At 69.4% G+C, this 18,129-nt stretch carries 19 protein-coding genes; 5 read left to right on the top strand and 14 right to left on the bottom strand.

Annotation, left to right across the window (positions count from 1 at the left end):
* Position 1: 1 nt before the first annotated feature.
* Positions 2–1,510 (bottom strand): carboxylesterase/lipase family protein, encoded by a 1,509-nt coding sequence (locus tag ACZYY4_RS09710; protein ID WP_463809775.1) that lies wholly within the window; start codon positions 1,508–1,510, stop codon positions 2–4.
* 153 nt (positions 1,511–1,663) lie between these two features.
* On the opposite strand from ACZYY4_RS09710, the gene ACZYY4_RS09705 reads away from it, so the two are divergent.
* Complete coding sequence (locus ACZYY4_RS09705; protein ID WP_463809774.1) at positions 1,664–2,356, top strand: hypothetical protein; 693 nt, start codon at positions 1,664–1,666, stop codon at positions 2,354–2,356.
* A gap of 4 nt (positions 2,357–2,360) precedes the next feature.
* On the opposite strand, the gene ACZYY4_RS09700 is transcribed toward ACZYY4_RS09705, so the two are convergent.
* Positions 2,361–2,699, bottom strand: coding sequence for a hypothetical protein (locus ACZYY4_RS09700; RefSeq protein WP_463809773.1), 339 nt, complete (start codon positions 2,697–2,699; stop codon positions 2,361–2,363).
* Positions 2,700–2,843: 144 nt separating this feature from the next.
* On the opposite strand from ACZYY4_RS09700, the gene ACZYY4_RS09695 reads away from it, so the two are divergent.
* Positions 2,844–3,179 carry an RNA polymerase-binding protein RbpA gene (locus tag ACZYY4_RS09695; protein WP_463809772.1) on the top strand — a complete coding sequence of 112 codons (336 nt, stop codon included), beginning with the start codon at positions 2,844–2,846 and terminating at the stop codon, positions 3,177–3,179.
* Positions 3,180–3,227: 48 nt separating this feature from the next.
* On the opposite strand, the gene ACZYY4_RS09690 is transcribed toward ACZYY4_RS09695, so the two are convergent.
* From ACZYY4_RS09690 to ACZYY4_RS09675, 4 genes are all read right to left on the bottom strand, one after another.
* Positions 3,228–3,980, bottom strand: a complete 753-nt coding sequence (locus tag ACZYY4_RS09690; RefSeq protein WP_463809771.1) for a polyprenol monophosphomannose synthase — start codon at positions 3,978–3,980, stop codon at positions 3,228–3,230.
* Positions 3,977–5,698, bottom strand: coding sequence for an apolipoprotein N-acyltransferase (gene lnt, locus ACZYY4_RS09685; protein WP_463809770.1), 1,722 nt, complete (start codon positions 5,696–5,698; stop codon positions 3,977–3,979). The genes ACZYY4_RS09690 and lnt overlap by 4 nt, the downstream gene beginning before the upstream one ends.
* Positions 5,691–7,211 (bottom strand): amidohydrolase, encoded by a 1,521-nt coding sequence (locus ACZYY4_RS09680; RefSeq protein ID WP_463809983.1) that lies wholly within the window; start codon positions 7,209–7,211, stop codon positions 5,691–5,693. The genes lnt and ACZYY4_RS09680 overlap by 8 nt, the downstream gene beginning before the upstream one ends.
* Positions 7,212–7,326: 115 nt before the next feature.
* The gene (locus tag ACZYY4_RS09675; RefSeq protein ID WP_463809769.1) at positions 7,327–7,818 is read right to left on the bottom strand and encodes an FxsA family protein; all 492 of its coding nucleotides are present in this window, start codon (positions 7,816–7,818) and stop codon (positions 7,327–7,329) included.
* Positions 7,819–7,883: 65 nt separating this feature from the next.
* Between ACZYY4_RS09675 and ACZYY4_RS09670 the strand changes: the two genes are divergently transcribed.
* On the top strand, positions 7,884–8,585 hold the full coding sequence (locus ACZYY4_RS09670) for a dienelactone hydrolase family protein (RefSeq protein ID WP_463809768.1): 702 nt from the start codon (positions 7,884–7,886) through the stop codon (positions 8,583–8,585).
* 2 nt (positions 8,586–8,587) lie between these two features.
* Here the strand turns inward: ACZYY4_RS09670 and ric are convergent, their stop codons facing one another.
* The 4 genes from ric to ACZYY4_RS09650 form a co-directional block, all read right to left on the bottom strand.
* Positions 8,588–9,289 (bottom strand): iron-sulfur cluster repair di-iron protein, encoded by a 702-nt coding sequence (gene ric, locus ACZYY4_RS09665; RefSeq protein ID WP_463809767.1) that lies wholly within the window; start codon positions 9,287–9,289, stop codon positions 8,588–8,590.
* Between the two features lie 86 nt (positions 9,290–9,375).
* Complete coding sequence (locus tag ACZYY4_RS09660) at positions 9,376–9,762, bottom strand: PPOX class F420-dependent oxidoreductase (protein WP_463809766.1); 387 nt, start codon at positions 9,760–9,762, stop codon at positions 9,376–9,378.
* Between the two features lie 84 nt (positions 9,763–9,846).
* Positions 9,847–10,164, bottom strand: coding sequence for a hypothetical protein (locus ACZYY4_RS09655; protein WP_463809765.1), 318 nt, complete (start codon positions 10,162–10,164; stop codon positions 9,847–9,849).
* 127 nt (positions 10,165–10,291) lie between these two features.
* The gene (locus ACZYY4_RS09650; protein ID WP_463809764.1) at positions 10,292–11,041 is read right to left on the bottom strand and encodes an SDR family NAD(P)-dependent oxidoreductase; all 750 of its coding nucleotides are present in this window, start codon (positions 11,039–11,041) and stop codon (positions 10,292–10,294) included.
* A 35-nt stretch (positions 11,042–11,076) separates the two neighbouring features.
* Here ACZYY4_RS09650 and ACZYY4_RS09645 point away from each other — a divergent pair, with 35 nt between their 5' ends.
* On the top strand, positions 11,077–11,490 hold the full coding sequence (locus tag ACZYY4_RS09645) for a F420-dependent biliverdin reductase (protein ID WP_463809763.1): 414 nt from the start codon (positions 11,077–11,079) through the stop codon (positions 11,488–11,490).
* Here ACZYY4_RS09645 and ACZYY4_RS09640 read toward each other — a convergent pair.
* Complete coding sequence (locus ACZYY4_RS09640; RefSeq protein ID WP_463809762.1) at positions 11,487–12,614, bottom strand: M24 family metallopeptidase; 1,128 nt, start codon at positions 12,612–12,614, stop codon at positions 11,487–11,489. The two genes, ACZYY4_RS09645 and ACZYY4_RS09640, sit on opposite strands and share 4 nt — an antisense overlap.
* Before the next feature lie 94 nt (positions 12,615–12,708).
* Between ACZYY4_RS09640 and ACZYY4_RS09635 the strand changes: the two genes are divergently transcribed.
* Positions 12,709–13,662 carry a 5'-3' exonuclease gene (locus ACZYY4_RS09635; protein ID WP_463809761.1) on the top strand — a complete coding sequence of 318 codons (954 nt, stop codon included), beginning with the start codon at positions 12,709–12,711 and terminating at the stop codon, positions 13,660–13,662.
* A 7-nt stretch (positions 13,663–13,669) separates the two neighbouring features.
* Here ACZYY4_RS09635 and ACZYY4_RS09630 read toward each other — a convergent pair whose 3' ends face one another.
* The 3 genes from ACZYY4_RS09630 to tatC all read right to left on the bottom strand — a co-directional run bounded on the left by ACZYY4_RS09630 (position 13,670) and on the right by tatC (position 18,090).
* On the bottom strand, positions 13,670–14,395 hold the full coding sequence (locus ACZYY4_RS09630; protein ID WP_463809760.1) for a DUF4333 domain-containing protein: 726 nt from the start codon (positions 14,393–14,395) through the stop codon (positions 13,670–13,672).
* Between the two features lie 73 nt (positions 14,396–14,468).
* Positions 14,469–17,261, bottom strand: coding sequence for a DEAD/DEAH box helicase (locus ACZYY4_RS09625; protein ID WP_463809759.1), 2,793 nt, complete (start codon positions 17,259–17,261; stop codon positions 14,469–14,471).
* Positions 17,254–18,090 carry a twin-arginine translocase subunit TatC gene (gene tatC, locus ACZYY4_RS09620; protein ID WP_463809758.1) on the bottom strand — a complete coding sequence of 279 codons (837 nt, stop codon included), beginning with the start codon at positions 18,088–18,090 and terminating at the stop codon, positions 17,254–17,256. Before tatC ends, ACZYY4_RS09625 begins: the two co-directional genes overlap by 8 nt.
* Positions 18,091–18,129: the final 39 nt, after the last annotated feature.

Genomic DNA, 18,129 nt, shown 5'->3' with positions numbered 1-18,129 from the left:
GCTAGCCGGCCAGGGTGAAGCCCTCCCAGGCCACCCGCCGCTCCGGGGCCGGGTCGAACTCCACCCGGGTCTTGCGGTTGAACACCATCACGGCGCGGTCGGCCTCGGTGTAGGCCGGCCACCCGTCGCCCGGTATGCCGTCCCGGCTGAACGCAGCCCAGCGGCGCTGCACATGCCCGCTGACCCGTAACGCGGCACTGCGGTCGGCACCGGCGGTGAGCAGAAAACCCAGACCACCCTTGCGGTAGACGTCGAACACCGCGAACAGTTCGGTGGCGTGGGTCGCGCCCAGCCCGGACCAGCGCAGCACCCGGGGCGCGAAGTCGTAGCGGTAGACGTAGGTCGGTGCGTGCACACCGTGGGCCTCGGCGATCTCCCAGACCGCCGAATTGAAGGCGAAGTCCCCACCGAGCCGGATGCACGCGGCCCGGTCCGGGTAGTCGGGGTAAGCGGCGACGATCCGGTCGCGCACACCGGGGCCGGCATTGGCCAGCACTGCCTCCACCATCGCCTCGTTGGTCGGCAGCATCTTCAAGAAACGGGTGAACAGGCGCCCCTCCTCGGCGTTGCTGCCGACGATGAGCGGCACCCGGTGGGCCGAACCCCGCCGCATCGCTTCGATCGGATCGAGTGGCAGCAGGTCGTCACCGAAGACCGGGCCGATCGGGAAGGCGCCCAACATGTCTCGGGCGCCCTCGGTGATCAGCCGGTCTTGGGCCGCCAGCAGCTCGGCCGGTGAGACCCGCAACAAGGTTCGGGCGGCGTCGGCGGGGCGCACCCCGAGCAGCGCGGCGAACCGGTTCGCGAACTCCGCCGCCATCTCGGGGCCACGCACCATGCCCGCGGCGGGGCTTTCGGCGATGGCGCGGGCGAACAGTCCCTCGGCCTCGGGTATCGCCAGCAGGGTGGCGACGATGTGCGCGCCGGCGCTCTCCCCGAAGATCGTGACGTTGTCCGGGTCGCCGCCGAACGCGGCGACGTTTTGGCGCACCCAGCGCAGCGCCAGCACCAGGTCGCGCAGGAACAGGTTGCTGTCCACGGTGACGTCGGACGTCGACAGCGACGACAGGTCCAGACAGCCGAGCGCGCCGAGTCGGTAGTTGACCGACACGTAGACGCAGCCGCGCCGGGCCAGGGCCGCCCCGTCATAGATCGGGGTGGCGGAGCTGCCCAGGATGTAGCCGCCGCCGTGGATGAACACCATGACCGGCAGCGGGCCCTGCGCCGGTTCCTCGGGGGCCACCACATTGAGGGTCAGGCAGTCCTCGCTGGCCGGCTGGAACCGGCCCGGGCTGAGCATGGTGTAGATCCGTTCCTGCGGCGCGCAGTTCGCGAAACCGTGGCAGTGCCGGACCCCTGACCAGGGCTGAGCCGGTTGCGGCGCCCGGAACCGCAGCGGCCCGACCGGCGGGCGCGCATACGGGATGGACCGCCACCGTCGTATGCCGTCGCGGGCGAAACCCTCCACAATGCCGGAGTCGACACTGACCTGCACAGGGTGGTTATGCATGAGCCGAACGGTAGCCAATCCGACGGCGGTTAGCGAAACTCGACGAAGGAGAGGTGAGGCTGGACCGCCGCTTGAGCACGGCGGTTAGCGAAACTCGACGAAGGAGAGGTGAGGCTGGACCGCCGATTAGAGCACGCCGGTTAGCCTAACGGCATGCGTCTCACCGGGCTGATCGCCGTGTTGCTGTTGATCGCCGGATGTTCCCGCGCGACCGTCGGCGAGCCGGAGCCGAGCTCGAGCACGCTGTCATCCTCGGCCTCCGCCGCCCCGACCTCGTCGTCGAAGCCGCCGGTTGCTCCCACTCCGCCGGCTTCGGGAGCCCCGATCTCCGATGTCATCGCCTGGATCGAGGCCGGTCGTCCGGCCGATGCCACCGGTTACCACAGCGCGGTCCGAGACGGGGTCACCACCGACCTCATCGACGAAGTCGCTTTCACCGTGGCGGCCGCCCCCCACCGCGCCACCAACTGCATGACCGATTCCGGTTCCGCCGATGGGGTGTTGGCCTGTGTGGTCGACCTGGTGAACGCTCCGCCGCAGCCCGAAGACGTCTACGGCCAATGGAAGGGCGGCTGGGTGGACTACAGCGGCAACACCCTGCGTGTCGGGTCCGCTCACGGCGATCCGGGCCGGTTTGTGCACGGTGACGGCGCAGAACTGCCCGAGGGATCCGCGCTGTCTTTCGGCGACTACCGCTGTCGCGCGGATCGAGTCGGGTTGTTCTGCGTGAACTACGCCCACCGCTCGGCGGTGCGGTTCAGTCCGGAGGACATCGGCGTCTTCGGTTGCCTGCGCCCGGTGCCGCCGCCGGGCGACGCCGGCAAGCTGTTCAGCTGCGCAAGCTGACGCCTCAACGCCAGCGGTCGGCGGATTCGACGGTGTGCAGCAGCGTGTCACACAGTTGCCGCAGCTCATCGCGCGGAGCGTCCTCGGACAGCGCCGTCGCGATGTCCTCGGCCGCGCAACGCACCTGATACACCCGGTCGGACAAGGCCGTCGCCTCCTCGGCGGAGAGCACCACGGCGTCGGGCGCCACGGCAGCCGTTTTACCGCTGCTGATCAGGGCACGCTGCTCGTAGGCGCGCTGCCGGCAGGATTGCCGACAGTACTGTCGACGCCGCCCGATACCGGCATCGCCCACGTCGCGGCCACACCATCGGCACGGTTGAGGGCGGGGACTACGGGGCACGCCGAACCACCTTAGTCCGGTGGCCGTGCCGATCCCGGTATCATTAGAGGTTGCGCCCCGTGCGCCGGGAACTGCCAAGGTCCCGCTCGCGTTGTCAAGCGTGGGACGTATATCTGACAAGACTGTTTTAAGGAGTGTGGGTCGATGGCTGATCGTGTTCTGCGGGGCAGCCGGCTGGGAGCCGTGAGCTACGAGACCGACCGCAACCATGACCTGGCGCCGCGCCGTGTCGCGCGGTACCGCACCGACAATGGCGAAGAGTTCGAGGTTCCGTTCGCCGACGACGCGGAACTCCCCGGCACTTGGATGTGCCGCAACGGCTTGGAGGGCACCCTGCTCGAGGGTGACCTGCCCGAACCGAAGAAGGTCAAGCCGCCGCGTACGCACTGGGACATGCTGCTGGAGCGCCGCTCGCTCGAAGAGCTCGAAGAGCTGCTCAAGGAGCGTCTGGACCTGATCAAGACGCGCCGCCGCGGCTGACCGCGGTGATCGCGTAGCGGGTCGCCGCCGCGGACCGCGCCGGACGGCCTAGCCGCGTCCGCCGCGGAGCCGGTTGACCCGGCCCCCGATTCCCCAGCGGGCGACCTTGACCATCGCTTCGCGAATGTTGGACCCGCTCATCTTGGAGACGCCCAGCTCGCGTTCGGTGAACGTGATCGGCACCTCGGTGATGCTGAAGCCGTTGTTGACCGCCCGCCAGGTGAGGTCGATCTGGAAGCAGTAGCCCTTCGAGTCGACCGCGTCCAGTTCGATCTTCTCCAGCACCCCGCGACGGTAGGCGCGGTAACCGGCGGTGATGTCGTGGATCCCGACCCCGAGCAGCAGTCGCGAATAGGTGTTGGCGGTCTTGGACAGCACCAGCCGGCGCACCGGCCAGTTGCGGACCGCCCCGCCGTCGACGTAGCGCGAACCGATCGCCAGGTCAGCGCCCGCGTCGATCGCGTCCAACAGCCGGTACAGCTGCTCGGGTGCGTGACTGCCGTCGGCGTCCATCTCGACCAGCACCGCGTACTGGCGGGCCAGTCCCCAGGCGAAACCGGCCAGGTAGGCCGCCCCCAGCCCGGCCTTGGCCGTCCGGTGCATGACGTGGATGCGTTCGGGGTCGGCGGCCGCCAATTCGTCGGCCAACCGCCCGGTGCCGTCGGGGCTGCCGTCGTCGACCACCAGGACGTGCACATCCGGCCGGGCCTTTTGCAGCCGGTCCAGGATGATCGGCAGGTTCTCCAGCTCGTTGTAGGTGGGTACCACCACCAGCGTGTGCAGGCTGGGATGCTCACTCATCGGCGCCGCTCCTCCCCATTGACATCGGCGCCGGCGGAACCACTCCTCCGACCGCGCATGAAGTGTCCATTTTGCAGCATGGCCGCCAGTAGGCCGGCAACGGCCGCGCCGAGCAGCACCCATTGCAGGATCGGCGCCCACCGGGTTGCCGGGGTCAGCGCGGTCTTGAGCCGCAGGTGGCTGTCCAGGTAGGCCGGCTCGAAGAAGCCGGTGCGGGCCAGCTCGCGACCGTCCGGTGCGATCACGGCGCTGATCCCGGTGGTTCCGGCGACGACGACGTAGCGGTCGTGCTCGACCGCGCGCACCTTGGCGAACGCCAGCTGCTGTTCGCTCATCGTCTCGTCGAACGTGGCGTTGTTGGACGGCACCGCCAGCAGCTGCGCGCCGGCCAGCACCGATTGCCGCGGCGCACGGTCGAAGATCACCTCCCAGCAGGTGGCCACCCCGACCGGGACGCCGGCGACATGCACCACCCCGTCGCCGCGGCCCGGCACGAAATATCCCGCGCGATCGGCGTAGCCCGACAGATGCCGGAAGAACCCGCGCCAAGGCAGATACTCGCCGAACGGCTGGACGATCCGCTTGTCGTGGCTCTCCCCCGGCCCGGTCTGCGGATCCCACACCAGCACCGAATTCCACGCCACCGGGTTGTCGCGGGTCCAGCCGGGCGCCGCACGCACGGTGCCCACCAGGATCGGGGCGTCGATCGCCTGGGCGGCCATGGTGATCTCGCGGGCGGCATCGGCGTTCACCGTCGGATCGATGTCCGAGGCGTTCTCCGGCCAGATCACGAACTGCGGCGCCGGGGCCCGCCCGGCCGCGACATCCTCGGCCAACCGCAGGGTTTCGCGGACGTGATAGTCCAACACCTGGCGGCGCTGGGCATTGAAGTCCAATCCGAGGCGCGGCACATTGCCCTGCACCGCCGCCACCGTGATCGCCGGGTCGTCACCCGCCCCCGAACCGGAGCGGCGCACCCCGGGCCACACCACGACCGCGGTCAGCATCACCAGGCAGATGCACAGGCCGGGCAGCAGCACCGCCGGCAGACGGGTGGCGTCGGGAGCAGATGCCGGCGGCGGCTCCTCCCGCAGCCACCGCACGATCTCGACCGTCAGCGCGGTCCCCGCGCAGCCGGTCAGTACGACGGCCGTCGAGAGCAGTGGAACCCCACCGAGAGCGACCAGCGGTAACAGTGGCCCCGCCGTCTGGCCGTAACCCACGGCGCCCCAGGGGAATCCGCCGAACGGCACCACGGACTTCGCCCATTCCAGGGCGGCCCACAGCAATGCAAACCAGATCGGCCAGCCCGCCAGGTTGCGCACCAGCACCGCCGCCGACCCGAACACGGCGGGAAACAGTGCACACATGAGCGTCAGCATCAGCCAGGGCACCGCGCCGACCAGGCCGCCGACCCACGGCAGCAGCGGCAGATAGAACGTCAGACCGCACAGCAGGCCGTACCCGAAGCCGCCGGCGATGGTGGTCTCGCGACGAATGAGCACCCACGCCAGCAGTGCGAAGGCCAGGATCGCCGCCCACCACCAGTTCAACGGGGGGAAGCTGGCGCGCAGCAGCATGCCGGCGACCACCGATGCCGCCAGCTGAGCCCAGCGGTCGGCCGCCGCGATGCCCAGGCGTTCCAACCGGTTCGGCTCGGCCTCCCCTGGCGGGGTGGGGTTTTCGGAAGCGTCCGGAACTTCGATGCTCTCAGCCATGCAGGACCACACCCCGGTGCACGGTGCGCCGGCACTGCGGCGGGTCACCGGGTTCCAGCACCGGTAACGCAGGCACTCGTGAGCGCGGATCGGTCGACCACCGCTGGACCGTGTCGCGGGGCGCCTCGACGGCCAGCCCGGCGACCTCCCAGACGGCGTAGGACGCGGGCGCACCGGGCACCAGGGTTCCGCTGATGCCGTCGTTGACGCCGGCGGCCCGCCAACCGCCCCGGGTCGCCGCGGCAAACGCCGCCCGCATCGACACCGCGCTGCCCGGCGTACGGTGCTGGGCGGCTGCGCGCACCGTGGCCCACGGATCGAGCGCGGTCACCGGGCTGTCGGAACCGAACGCGAGGGGCACGCCTTGGGATGCTAACAGCGCGAACGGGTTCAGCCCGGCGGCGCGCTGCGCACCCAGCCGTTGTGCGTACATGCCGTCATCGCCGCCCCACAACGCGTCGAAAACGGGTTGCATACTGGCGATCACACCCCAGGCCCCCAGCTTGGCCGCCTGCTCGGCGCCGACCATCTCCAAATGCTCCAGCCGGTGCCCGCAGCGGGCCACCGCCACCACCCCGAAGTGCTCCACGACCTTTTCCAGGGCCGTGACAACGGAGGACACCGCCGCATCCCCGATGACGTGGAAGCCGGCCGTCACCCCGGCCTCGGTGCACGCCCACAGATGGGCGCTCAGGGTGTCGGCGTCCAGGTGGCGCACGCCGGTGCAGCCGGCCGCGTCGGTGTAGGGCTCGTGCAGCCAGGCGGTGTGCGAGCCCAGTGCGCCATCGACGAAAAGGTCACCACCCAGACCGCGGGCGCCGGTGTCGGCGAGCAAGTCGCGCGCCCGGGCGCCGCTGGCGACCGGTTCGCCCCAGTAACCGATGACCTCCACACCGTGGTCCAGCGCCCGCAACTCCCGCCAGTCGTCGAGGCCGCCGATGTCCGGACCGGCGCACTCGTGGACCGCGACGATGCCGGCTGCGGCGGCGGCATCGAGCGCGGCGGTGCGGGCGGCGGCACGCTGCCCGGAGGTGAGAAGCTCGCGGGCCGCTGCCCGAACCAGGTGGTGGGCGTCACCGGACAGCGCCGCGCCGTCGGGCCCCACCGGGAGTTCCGGCACCCGCTTGCGCAGCCCACTCGAGGCCAGCGCCGAGTGGACGTCCACCCGGGACAGGTATGCCGGCCGCCGGCCCACCACCGCGTCGATCGCCTCGGTGTCGGGAGCGGCACCGTCGGGCCAGCCGGAGTCGTCCCAGCCGTGGCCCCAGATCGGCTGATCGGGATGGGTTGCCGCGTAATCGGCGATCAGCTGCAGGCAGTGCCGCGCCGAGGTGGCCGGCCGCAGATCCAGACCGGTGCGGCACAGCCCCGTCTCGGTGACATGGACGTGACTGTCCACGAAAGCCGGTGTCACCAAAGCCCCGTCGAGGTCCTGCACGTCGGCGTGCGGGAACTGTTCACGGCCGACGGCGTCGCTGCCCAACCAGGCGACCACCCCGTCGCGAACCGCCATCGCCGTGGCATCCGGATGACTCGGGCTGTGGATGCGCCCGCCCAAGAGCAGCGATGTGGGAGCCCCCCGCGCGACGGTCACGACGTAAAAAGTACGGGGTGCCGGTGGCGCCTGATCAGCCGACCGACAGGGCGGGTGGCTGGGAGTCGGTGACGTCGACAACTTCGGCGTCGATGTAGTCGGCTCGGTGGCCGGGAGTGCGCCGGGCGGCATACCAGCGTCGGCCGACGACCGTGGCGGCCACCAACGGCGTGTGCCGGCCGAGCCCGGTGGCGGCCGCCGTGGCCAAAAGTGGGCGGGCGGCGGCCCGGGTCGGGGGCGCCAGGAGCAGCAATCCCAGCAGCGTGGTCACCGGCCCGGGGACCAGGACCAGCATGGTGCCCGCCGCGACCAGCCCGCCGTCGGCGAGTGCGCGCTGGCCGGCACCCGAACGCAGCCGGGTGAACTGGTGTTTGACCTGCCCCGCGGACAGCGCCAGCCCCACCAGGAATGCGCCCAGCAGCAGCAGCGCCGTCCAACCGAAGCCGATCGCCCAGATGAGCGCGGCAACAGCTGCCGTCTCAGCCAGGACGTACATCACGAAGATCCGCAACACAGCGCTCGCCATGCCACCCCAACGTCTGACCCGCCGAGGAGGTTCCCTCGCGGCGTACCGGCGAATACGTTGATCCGATGACGACCATCGAACTCGCCACGCCCGACGGCCCCATCGACGCGCTGCTGGACATTCCGGACGGACCGGGACCGTCGCCCGGGGTGGTGGTGATTCACGACGCGATCGGTTACGCCGCGGACATGGAAGCAATTTCGGAGCGTATCGCCCGCGCGGGCTATCTCGCCCTGTCGCCGAACCTGTATTCCCGCGGCGGGCGGGCGCGCTGCATCACCCGGGTGTTCCGCGAGCTGCTTACTCAACGCGGACGCGCACTGGATGACATCATGGCCGCCCGCGACCATCTGATGGGCATGCCGGAGTGCTCCGGGGCGGTCGGGATCGCCGGCTTCTGCATGGGCGGACAATTCTCATTGATATTGGCGCCCAAGGGATTCGGCGCGTCCGCCCCGTTCTATGGCACGCCGCTGCCCCGGCATCTGGACGAAACTCTCGACGGCGCCTGCCCGATCGTGGCCAGCTTCGGCGGCCATGACCCGATGGGGATCGGCGCCCCCAACCGGTTACGCCGCGTTGCCGAGCACAAGAACATCCCGAACGACATCAAGGTCTATCCGGGGGCCGGGCACAGCTTCGCCAACAAACTGCCGGCTCAGCCGCTGCTCCGCGTCGCCGGCTTCGGTTACAACGACGCCGCAACCGCCGATGCCTGGGCGCGGGTGTTCGCGTTCTTCGGCGAACACCTGCACACCGGCGGTTGACCTCAGTTCGGGCTGCCGACCCCGGCGAGCACCCGCGGGAACAGCACGTTGTTCTCCTTGTGCACGTGCAGGTGGATGTCGCTCTCCAGGTCGGCCAGGCCGGCCAGCATCGCGGTGTAGCTGGCGCAGGCGTCCGCCGGGATGGTGTAGCCGTCGGTCAGCTCACGTAGTTCGGCGAGCAGGTGACCGGCATTGTCGTGCTCCTGCTGGTTTTCGGCCAGTTCGGTGCGTACCTCCTCGGACAGTGGCCGTTCCGGTCGCCCGGCGTGCAGGCTGATCTCGGGAAAAAGCATGGTCTCCTCGGTGCGCAGGTGCGGCTCCATCCCGCCGCGCAGCTGATGAAAGAGCTCCCGAACCCGCACCAGCTCACCGTGGTTGGGCCCGTGCACCCGAGCCACCTTGTCGACCAGTTCGGCCAGCCGCGGGAACTCGTCCCACAGGAACCGGTGATGGGTGCTGACGATGTGGGCGATCAGCGAGGTGTCGTCGAGGTCGGCCCAGTCGGCGCGCTGGGCGGGTTCACCGGAGCTGTTGAGCGCCGCGAGCAGCTCGTCGGCGTTGACGCCGTCGGCGGCGCAGGCATCGTTGAGCGACCGTTGGCCGTGGCAGCAGAAGTCGATCCCGAACCGGCTCAGGATGCGGGTTGTCGACGGGTCGGCGGTGACGATGTCGCCGAGGATCTGGTCGGAGGTGAAGGCGGCCACGAGAGCTCCTAGTTTGTCGGGTTGGTCCAGTCCAACAATGCTAATTTCAATGATTGAAGTCCACTATATGTGACCGAGTCGTCGGCTCAGCCGACGGCCGGAGCCAACGCCAGCCCGACGTTGTTGCGCATGCCGCCGCGCAGCTTGCTGAACACGTTGAACACCCGGCCGATGATCCCGTACCGCTTGCCGATCGCCGCGTAGACGGCGTCGTTGTGCGCCTTGTCCAACACGGTGGCCACCGCCTCGATCGCCTCACCCTTGGGGCGGCCCCGCAGATCGCACACCGTCAGGGTGACGCGCGGGGTGTTGCGGATCCGCTTTACCTTCCAGGACGACTCCTGGGTGATGACCAACAGCCGCTCCCCGTCGGAGGCGGCCCACACCGGGGTGGGTTTGGGGCGGCCGTCCTTGGTGAAGGTGGTCAGCAGCAGGTAGTCGGATTTGGCGATCTCAGCGAAGGTCGGGGCCATGGTGGCAAATCTAGTCGCGAATCCACTCGCCCGACGCCGCAGCGCCGGGGAGGCTTCACCAATGGACGGGCTGGGCTGTCGCGGCTAGAGCGCCGGCCGGCTCGGGAGGGGATGCAGGTCGGCAAGCTTGGGCAGCGGCGTCTTCGGCGGAGCCGAATCGATGTAGGCGGCCACCGCATCGGAAGAGATCAGTCCGTAGCGCACCAACAGATCAACGGCGTTCAAGCCGAAGTGCCGGGCAACCCGGAGCAGGTTGTCGGCGGTGATCAGCCGGCCTTCGTGCGCCGCCTTGTAGTAGGCGGACTTGCGGTAGCCGAAGGCCTCGTAGACTTCGGTCGCGGGCAGCGGCCGACCGATCAGATACGGCAATACCACCGACGGGTCTTTATCACGATCGTCCATGGTTTTAGACCATAGTCCTGTTAGGCGGGCCGAGGCTAGACTACCATGCCGAATTCCTCGGATTTTCTTACATTAATGTTAGTTTCTTGCGATCTTGCAAGAATCGGAATGCGATCATTTTCGCCGGTCAGCGCGGGATCCGGCGCCAGACGGCCTGCGGCACCAATCGCATCACGGCGAACATCGGCCGCAGCATCCAGGGAACCGCGACCATCCGCCGGCCCCGCGCGAGTGCACGAGCGGTCGCGGCTGCCACCTGGGCCGGCGTGCTGGCGGGTGGGGCCGGCTTCATGCCGGCGGTCATCCGCCCGATGACGAACCCGGGACGAACGATCAGTAGCCGCACGCCGCTGCCGTGCAGGGCATCGGCCAGTCCGCTGGCGAATCCGTCCAGACCGGCCTTGGCCGAACCGTAGACGTAGTTGGCGCGGCGCACCCGCACCCCGGCGATCGACGAGAACACCACCAGGCGGCCCCGACCGGCCGCACGCATCGCCGCGGCCAGGTGGGTGAGCAGGCTGACCTGTGCCAGGTAGTCGGTGTGGATCACGGCCACCGCGTGAGCGGCATCGGATTCCGCGCGGGCCTGGTCCCCCAGGATCCCGAAGGCCAGCACGGCGGTGCCGATCGGACCGTGCTCGGCGATCAGGGCCGCGACCAGCGGGCCGTGGCCGGCCACGTCGTCGGCGTCGAACTCTTTCGTGTGCACCGCTGCGGCACCCGCGTCGCGCACCGCGGCGATTTGAGCGTCGAGTCGGTCGGCGCCCCGCGCGGCCAGCACCACGGTCGCCCCGGGCGCCAGCCGGCAGGCCAGTTCCGCGCCGATCTCGCTGCGTCCGCCGAAAATCACTACCGGTCCGTCCACCGTGTCGTTCACGGCTGCGATTATCACCTGCGCTAGCGTGAGCGGTGATGGCGAACACGACGACCCGGCTCACCAGTGACGCACTGTCCTTTCTCACCGAACGTCACCTGGCGATGCTGACCACCCTGCGCGCCGACAACTCGCCGCACGTCGTCGCGGTCGGTTTCACCTTCGATCCGAAAACCCACATCGCCCGGGTGATCACCACCGGCGGCTCGCAGAAGGCGGTCAACGCCGACCGCGCCGGAGTCGCGGTGCTCAGCCAGGTCGACGGGGCGCGCTGGCTCTCTCTGGAGGGCAGCGCCAGCGTCAACGACGCGGTCGCCGCGGTCCGTGACGCCGAGCTGCGCTACGCCCAGCGCTACCGGACGCCGCGCGTCAATCCCCAACGCGTGGTGATCGAAGTGCAGGTGGAACGGGTGCTGGGTTCGGCGGATCTGCTGGACCGCGGCAACCGCTAAACGGCGACCACGACCAGGTCGTGCGGCCGGTGGTTCAGTGATTCGGCGCCGTCGTCGGTGACGATCACGATGTCCTCGATCCGGGCGCCCCACTCGCCGGGAAAATAGATGCCGGGCTCGACCGAGAACGCCATCCCGGCGGCAAGGGCGACGTCATTGCCGGCAACGATGTAAGGCTCCTCGTGCACCGACAAGCCGATACCGTGCCCGGTGCGGTGCACGAAGAATTCCGCCAGACCCGCCTCGGCCAGCACATCGCGTGCCGCCGCGTCGACCTGCTGGGCCGACATGCCGGGACGAATGCAGTCGAGCGCCGCCCGCTGTGCCCGCTGCAACACCGAATACCGCTGCGCCACTTGCGGATCTGGTTCTCCGAGGCTGTAAGTCCGGGTCGAATCGGAATGGTATCCGGGCTCGACCGGTCCGCCGATGTCGACCACGACGACGTCACCGGGCCGTAGTTCGCGCTCCGAGCACTCGTGGTGCGGGTCGGCGCCGTGCGGGCCCGAACCGACGATGATGAATGCCACCTCCGAATGTCCTTCGGCGACAATCGCTTCGGCGATATCGGCGGCGACGTCGGCCTCGGTGCGGCCGGGCACTAGAAACTCCGGCACCCGGGCGTGCACCCGGTCGATCGCCGCGCCGGCCTTACGCAGTGCCTCGATCTCGCTGGAATCCTTGATCATGCGCAGATCGCGCAACACCTCGGTGGCCAGCACCGGAGTGGCCCCGAGTACGTCGATCAGTGGCAGCAGATGCAGGGCCGGCATCGAATCGGTGACTGCCGCAGCCGTCGGCGACGTGCCCAGCGCCTCGCCCACCAGGCGGTACGGGTCCTGGCCGTCGACCCAGTCGCGCACTGTCACGCCCAGGTCGGCCACGGCGGATTCCCGCAGCGCCGCCAATTCCAGCCGCGGCACCACCATCGTGGGCGCACCGGACGCGGGCAGCACCAATGCGGTGAGCCGCTCGAACGTCTGGGCCCGTGACCCGGTCAGGTAGCGCAGGTCGTAGCCCGGGGTGATCACCATGCCGGCCAGGCCGGCTCTCGCGGTGGCCGCGGCCGCGGCGGCCAGGCGGTGGGCGTAAACGCTGCTGTCGAACCGGGAAGTCACGCCCATCAGGCTATCCGGTCGGTGAGCGGGAATCTGGCGGCGCGACACGCCTGAGAGGCGTCGTGGTGTTCACTTTCGCGCGAGAAATAGGGTGGCACCCATGCCTGCTCCTGTGCTGCTGCTCGACGGTGCCAGTATGTGGTTCCGGTCCTACTTCGGGGTGCCGTCCTCGATCACCGCGCCCGACGGTCGGCCGGTGAACGCGGTGCGCGGCTTCTTCGACTCGGTGGCCACTCTGATCACCCGGCAGCGTCCCGGCCGGCTGGCGGTCTGCTTGGACCTGGACTGGCGCCCGCAGTGGCGGGTGGACCTCGTGGCGTCCTACAAGGCGCACCGGGTGGCCGAAGAAGTGTCGGACGACACCGACGTCGAGGAGGTGCCCGACGAGCTGAGCCCCCAGGTGGACATGATCGCCGAACTGCTCGATGCGTTCGGTATCGCCACCGCCGGGGCGCCCGACTTCGAGGCCGACGACGTGCTGGGCACGCTGGCGGCGGCCGAACGCACGGATCCGGTGATCGTCGTCAGTGGCGACCGCGACCTGCTGCAGGTGGTCGCCGACCACCCCGTTGCGGTGTCGGTGCTCTACCTGGGACGCGGACTGGCACGGGCGACCCTGTTCGGCCCGGCGGAGGTGGCGCAGCACTACGGCCTGCCCGCCGAGCGCGCCGGCGCCGCCTACGCCGAGATGGCATTGCTGCGCGGTGATCCGTCCGACGGGCTGCCCGGGGTACCCGGCATCGGCGAGAAGACGGCAGTCGGGCTACTGGCCCAGTACGGTTCGCTGGCGGCGGTGCTGGGCGCCGCCGCCGACCCGGGCTCGTCGATGGCCAAGGGTGTGCGGGCCAAACTGCAGGCGGCACAGGACTACATCGTTGCCGCCGGACAGGTCGTGCGGGTCGCCACCGATGCCCCGGTGACGCTGTCCACACCGTCGGACACCCTGCCGCGGGTGGCCTCGGACCCGGCGCGCGTCGCCGAACTGGCAGACCGTCTCGGCGTCGGATCCTCGATCGCTCGTCTACAGCGGGCCCTCGACACCCTGCCGGACTGAGTTGGGACTACTTGGGCCGGCCAACCTCGTAGGTGCCCGAGTTGTCCTGGAATGTGACGGTCACCTGACGTTTGGTGCCGTCGATGCTGACCTCGCAGTTGAACGTGTCGCCCTGCTTGACGACCGGACTCTGGCCGTTGTTGCAGCGGACGTCCTTGACGTTCTTGGCGCCGTAGCCATTGGTCTGATCGGCCAGGATCTGCTGCACACCGTCCTGCGCCTTGGCGACGTCGAGCTTGGTCGTCACGAAGAACCCGGGCTTCCAGAACCCGAGCACCAGCACCACCAGGGCGGCGATCCCCAAGGTGACGGCGAGCGCGGTGCCGACCAGCGCGGTCGGGCGCTTGCTGCCGGAGCCGGGCTGACCGAACTGGCCCGGCTGTTGGGGGTACTGCCCGTACTGGCCGGGTTGGCCGTACTGACCGGGTTGGCCGTACTGGCCGGGCTGGCCGTATGGGGTCGGCTGGCCGTACTGACCGGGCTGGCCGTATTGGGCCGGCTGGCCGTACTGCGTGGGCTGGCCGTACTGCTCCGGCTGCGGATAGCCGGGGTACTGCGGCGCAGAGGGATACGACGTCTGCTGCGGGTACTGCGACGGCGTGTACGCCGGCGGCTGCCACTGTTGGTCGGCGCCTGCTGCAGGACCCTGTCCGGTGCCCGGCTGATCTTCGGGCTGTCCGGGCTGCTGAGGCTGCCACGGCTGCGTCGGGTCGTATCCCTGCGGTCCGCTCATCGTTGTTCCTCAAGTCCTCTCACGTAGCGGGTGCTGATCACCGCCGGCTCTCCACCGTAGCGCCCGGACCAGCCTACCCGGCGTCAACGGCGACGACGCCGCGCAAAACCGTGTCGATCGCCCGTTTTGCGGTGGCCCGCAGTTCCGGGCTGGGCGCCGCATTGCGCAGCTGATCCAGCAGGTCGAGCACCTGGCGACACCAGCGCACGAAGTCGCCCGCCGACAACGGCGAACCCGCGCCGCCCGCATCGCTGGCGTCCAGTGCCGAGGCCAGGTCACCGGAGCGTGCCCAGCGATACACCGCGGCGACGAAGCCGTCGTCGGGTTCACGGCTCGCGGTGATGCCGTGCCGGCGCTCGTCGGCTCGCAGCGCCGCCGAGAGCTTGCGGGTCTGATACAGCGCGCGGCGCACCGGCTCGGTGGGCGGTTGCAGGGTCGGGGGCCCACCCGGGCCGTCCGCACCCCGTGTCTCGTAGAGCACCGCGGAGACCACCGCGGCCAGTTCTTCGGGCCCGAGCCCGTCCCACGCCCCGGTGCGCAGACATTCGGCGACCAAAAGGTCGCTCTCGCTGTAGATCCGGGCCAGCATCCGGCCGCCGGCCGTCACTTTCGGATCGCCGTCACCGATCGCAATGAAATCCCGCTCCGCGAGCAGCCCGACGATCCGGTCGAAAGTGCGGGCCAGCGAGTTGGTGGCCGCTTCGACCTTCCTGCGCAGTTGCGCGTTGTCAGCCTCGACTCGCAGGTAGCGCTCGGCAGTGTGCACCTTGGCCTCGCGATCGGGCTCACCGTGGGTGGGATGGTCGCGCATCCGCTGGCGTAGGGCGATCAGTTCCGGATCTGTCGGTCCCTCATCCTGCGGGCCGGCGCCGCGGCGTCCGCGCGAGCTGGGCACCACCAGGTCGGCTGCCGCGGAACGCAACGCCGAGGCCAGATCGCGGCGGACCCGCGGCTGGCGGTGTTCTACCCGCTTGGGCAGGCTCATGGTGCCGATCGGCGGCACGGTGCCCGAGTAGTCCGCAGAGGAGATCCGGCCCGCCCAGCGGTGCTCGGTGAGCACCAGCGGCCGCGGTTCGTCCGAATCCCGATCGGCTTGCAGCACCACCGCCAGACCACCGTGGCGGCCGTGGTTCAGGGTGATGATGTCCCCCTTTCGCAGCGCCGCCAAGGCGTCACCGGCGGCCCGACGGCGCTGCAGGCGGGACGCACGAGCCTGGGCGCGTTCGCGGTCGGAGATCTGCGCCCGCAGCCGGGCGTAGTCCAGCACCGCCGAATCGCGGCCGCCGAATTCGGCGGCAATCTCGTCGAGGGTCCGTTCGCCACGTTCGGCGCCGCGCACCAGGCCGACGACGGACCGGTCGGCCTGATATTGGGCGAACGACTGTTCCAGCAGCCGGTGCGCCTGCTCGGGGCCCATCTGCGCGACGAGGTTGATCGTCATGTTGTAGGACGGCGCAAACGAGCTGCGTAGCGGGAAGGTACGGGTGGAGGCCAGTCCGGCCACCTGGTCGGGATCGGCGGTGCTCTCCCCCGGATGCCACAACACCACCGCATGGCCCTCGACGTCGATGCCGCGGCGGCCTGCCCGGCCGGTCAACTGGGTGTACTCGCCCGGGGTCAGGGCGGCGTGCTGCTCGCCGTTGAACTTGACCAACCGTTCGAGTACCACCGTGCGGGCAGGCATGTTGATGCCCAGCGCCAGGGTCTCGGTGGCGAACACGGCTTTGACCAGGCCGGCGGCGAACAGCTCTTCGACGGTGTGGCGGAACACCGGCAGCAGCCCGGCATGGTGGCCGGCCAGCCCGCGCAGCAGCCCCTCCCGCCATTCGTAGTAGCCGAGGATGTCCAGGTCGTCGTCGGCGAGGTCACCGCAGCGGTGGTCGATCACTTCGGCGATGCGGGCTCGCTCGGACTCGGTGGTCAACCGCAGCGGTGAGCGCAGGCACTGTTTGACGGCGGCATCGCAGCCGGCCCGGGAGAACACGAAGGTGATCACCGGAAGCAGCCCGGCCGAGTCGAGGACCGCGACCACGTCGGGGCGCATCGGCGGCCGGTAGCTCGGCCGTCCGGACCGCCCCGGGCCTCCATGTCCCTGCCGGCGGGGCCCTCGCCACTCGGTCAGCCGGTCGGCCTCTCTGCGATGCGCGATGTGCCTCAGCAACTGGGGGTCGACCCGCGGGCGGCCCGCGGTGCCGGAACCGTCGCTGTCGGGCCGCGATTCGAACAAGTCGAAAAGGCGCTTGCCGACCATCATGTGCTGCCACAGCGGCACCGGGCGGTGTTCGTCGACCACCACGGTGGTGTCGCCGCGCACGGTCTGGATCCAGCCGCCGAACTCCTCGGCATTGCTGACCGTCGCCGACAGGCTGACCAGCCGCACCTCGTCGGCGAGGTGCAGGATGACCTCCTCCCAGACCGCGCCGCGCATCCGGTCGGCCAAAAAGTGCACCTCATCCATCACTACATGGGAAAGTCCTTGTAGTGCAGGAGAATTCGCATAAAGCATGTTGCGCAACACTTCGGTGGTCATCACCACTATCGGCGCGTTGGCGTTGATCGACAGATCGCCGGTCAAAAGACCCACCCGATCCTTGCCGTAACGGGCGACCAAGTCGGTGTGCTTCTGGTTGCTCAGCGCCTTGATCGGGGTGGTGTAGAAGCACTTTCCGCCCGCCGCCAGGGCAAGGTGGACCGCGAACTCGCCGACGACGGTCTTGCCGGCGCCGGTCGGGGCGCACACCAGCACGCCTCGACCGTCCTGCAGGGCCTGACATGCCCGGCGCTGAAAGTCGTCCAGCCCGAACGGCAGTTCCGCGGTGAACCGGCTCAGCTCGGTCGGCCCGGGCTTCTCCGGCGGGTTACTCATGCGGCGCGGTGACGGGTGCGGGGGCCTCGATGGGAGAGGCCTCGTCGTCGCGCAGCTGCGCGGCGCCCTCCCGCCTGGCCTTGCGCTTGTCGTGCAACCGGGCGATCTGGATCGCGAACTCCTGCAGCAGGGTCAGTGTGCAGCCGAGCACGATCATCGAGAACGGGTCCGATCCGGGAGTGAAGAAAGCCGCGAACACGAACATCGCGAAAATCAGCCCGCGTCGCCACTCCTTCAACTTGGCGTAGCTCAGGATGCCGACCATGTTGAGCATGACGATCATCAGCGGGAACTCGAAGCTGATCCCGAACACCACCAGCAGGTTCAGCAGGAACCCGAAATAGCGATCGCCGGACAAGGCGGTCACCTGGACGTCACTGCCGACGGTCAGCAGGAAACCCAGCGCCTTGGCCAGCACCAGGTACGCCAGGATGGTGCCGGTCACGAACAGAAGGGCCGCCGACACGACGAAGACCACCGCTAGGCGCCGCTCCTTGCGGTAGAGCCCCGGGGTGATGAACGCCCACAACTGGTAGAACCACACCGGGCAGGCCAGCACGATTCCGGCGGCCAAACCCACCTTGAGCCGCAGCATGAACTGGTCGAAGGGCGCGGTGGCCAGCAGCCGGCACTGCCCGTCGGGCGCGATGGAGGCGCGCGCGGAGGCCGGCAACTCGCAGTAGGGGTGGCGCAGCCACTCGCCGAGGCTTTCCAGCCCGAAGAACGGCCGGCCGTACCAGATGAAGCCGATGATCGTGGTGAGCACGATCGCGGCCAGCGAGATCAGCAGCCGGGTCCGCAACTCACGCAGGTGGTCGACGAGCGACATCGACCCGTCAGGATTGGTGCGACTGCGCCGCAGACGCGG

It is taken from the genome of Mycobacterium sp. IDUB_21 (genome assembly GCF_055419425.1).
This window is presented reverse-complemented; position numbering and strand designations above follow the sequence as displayed.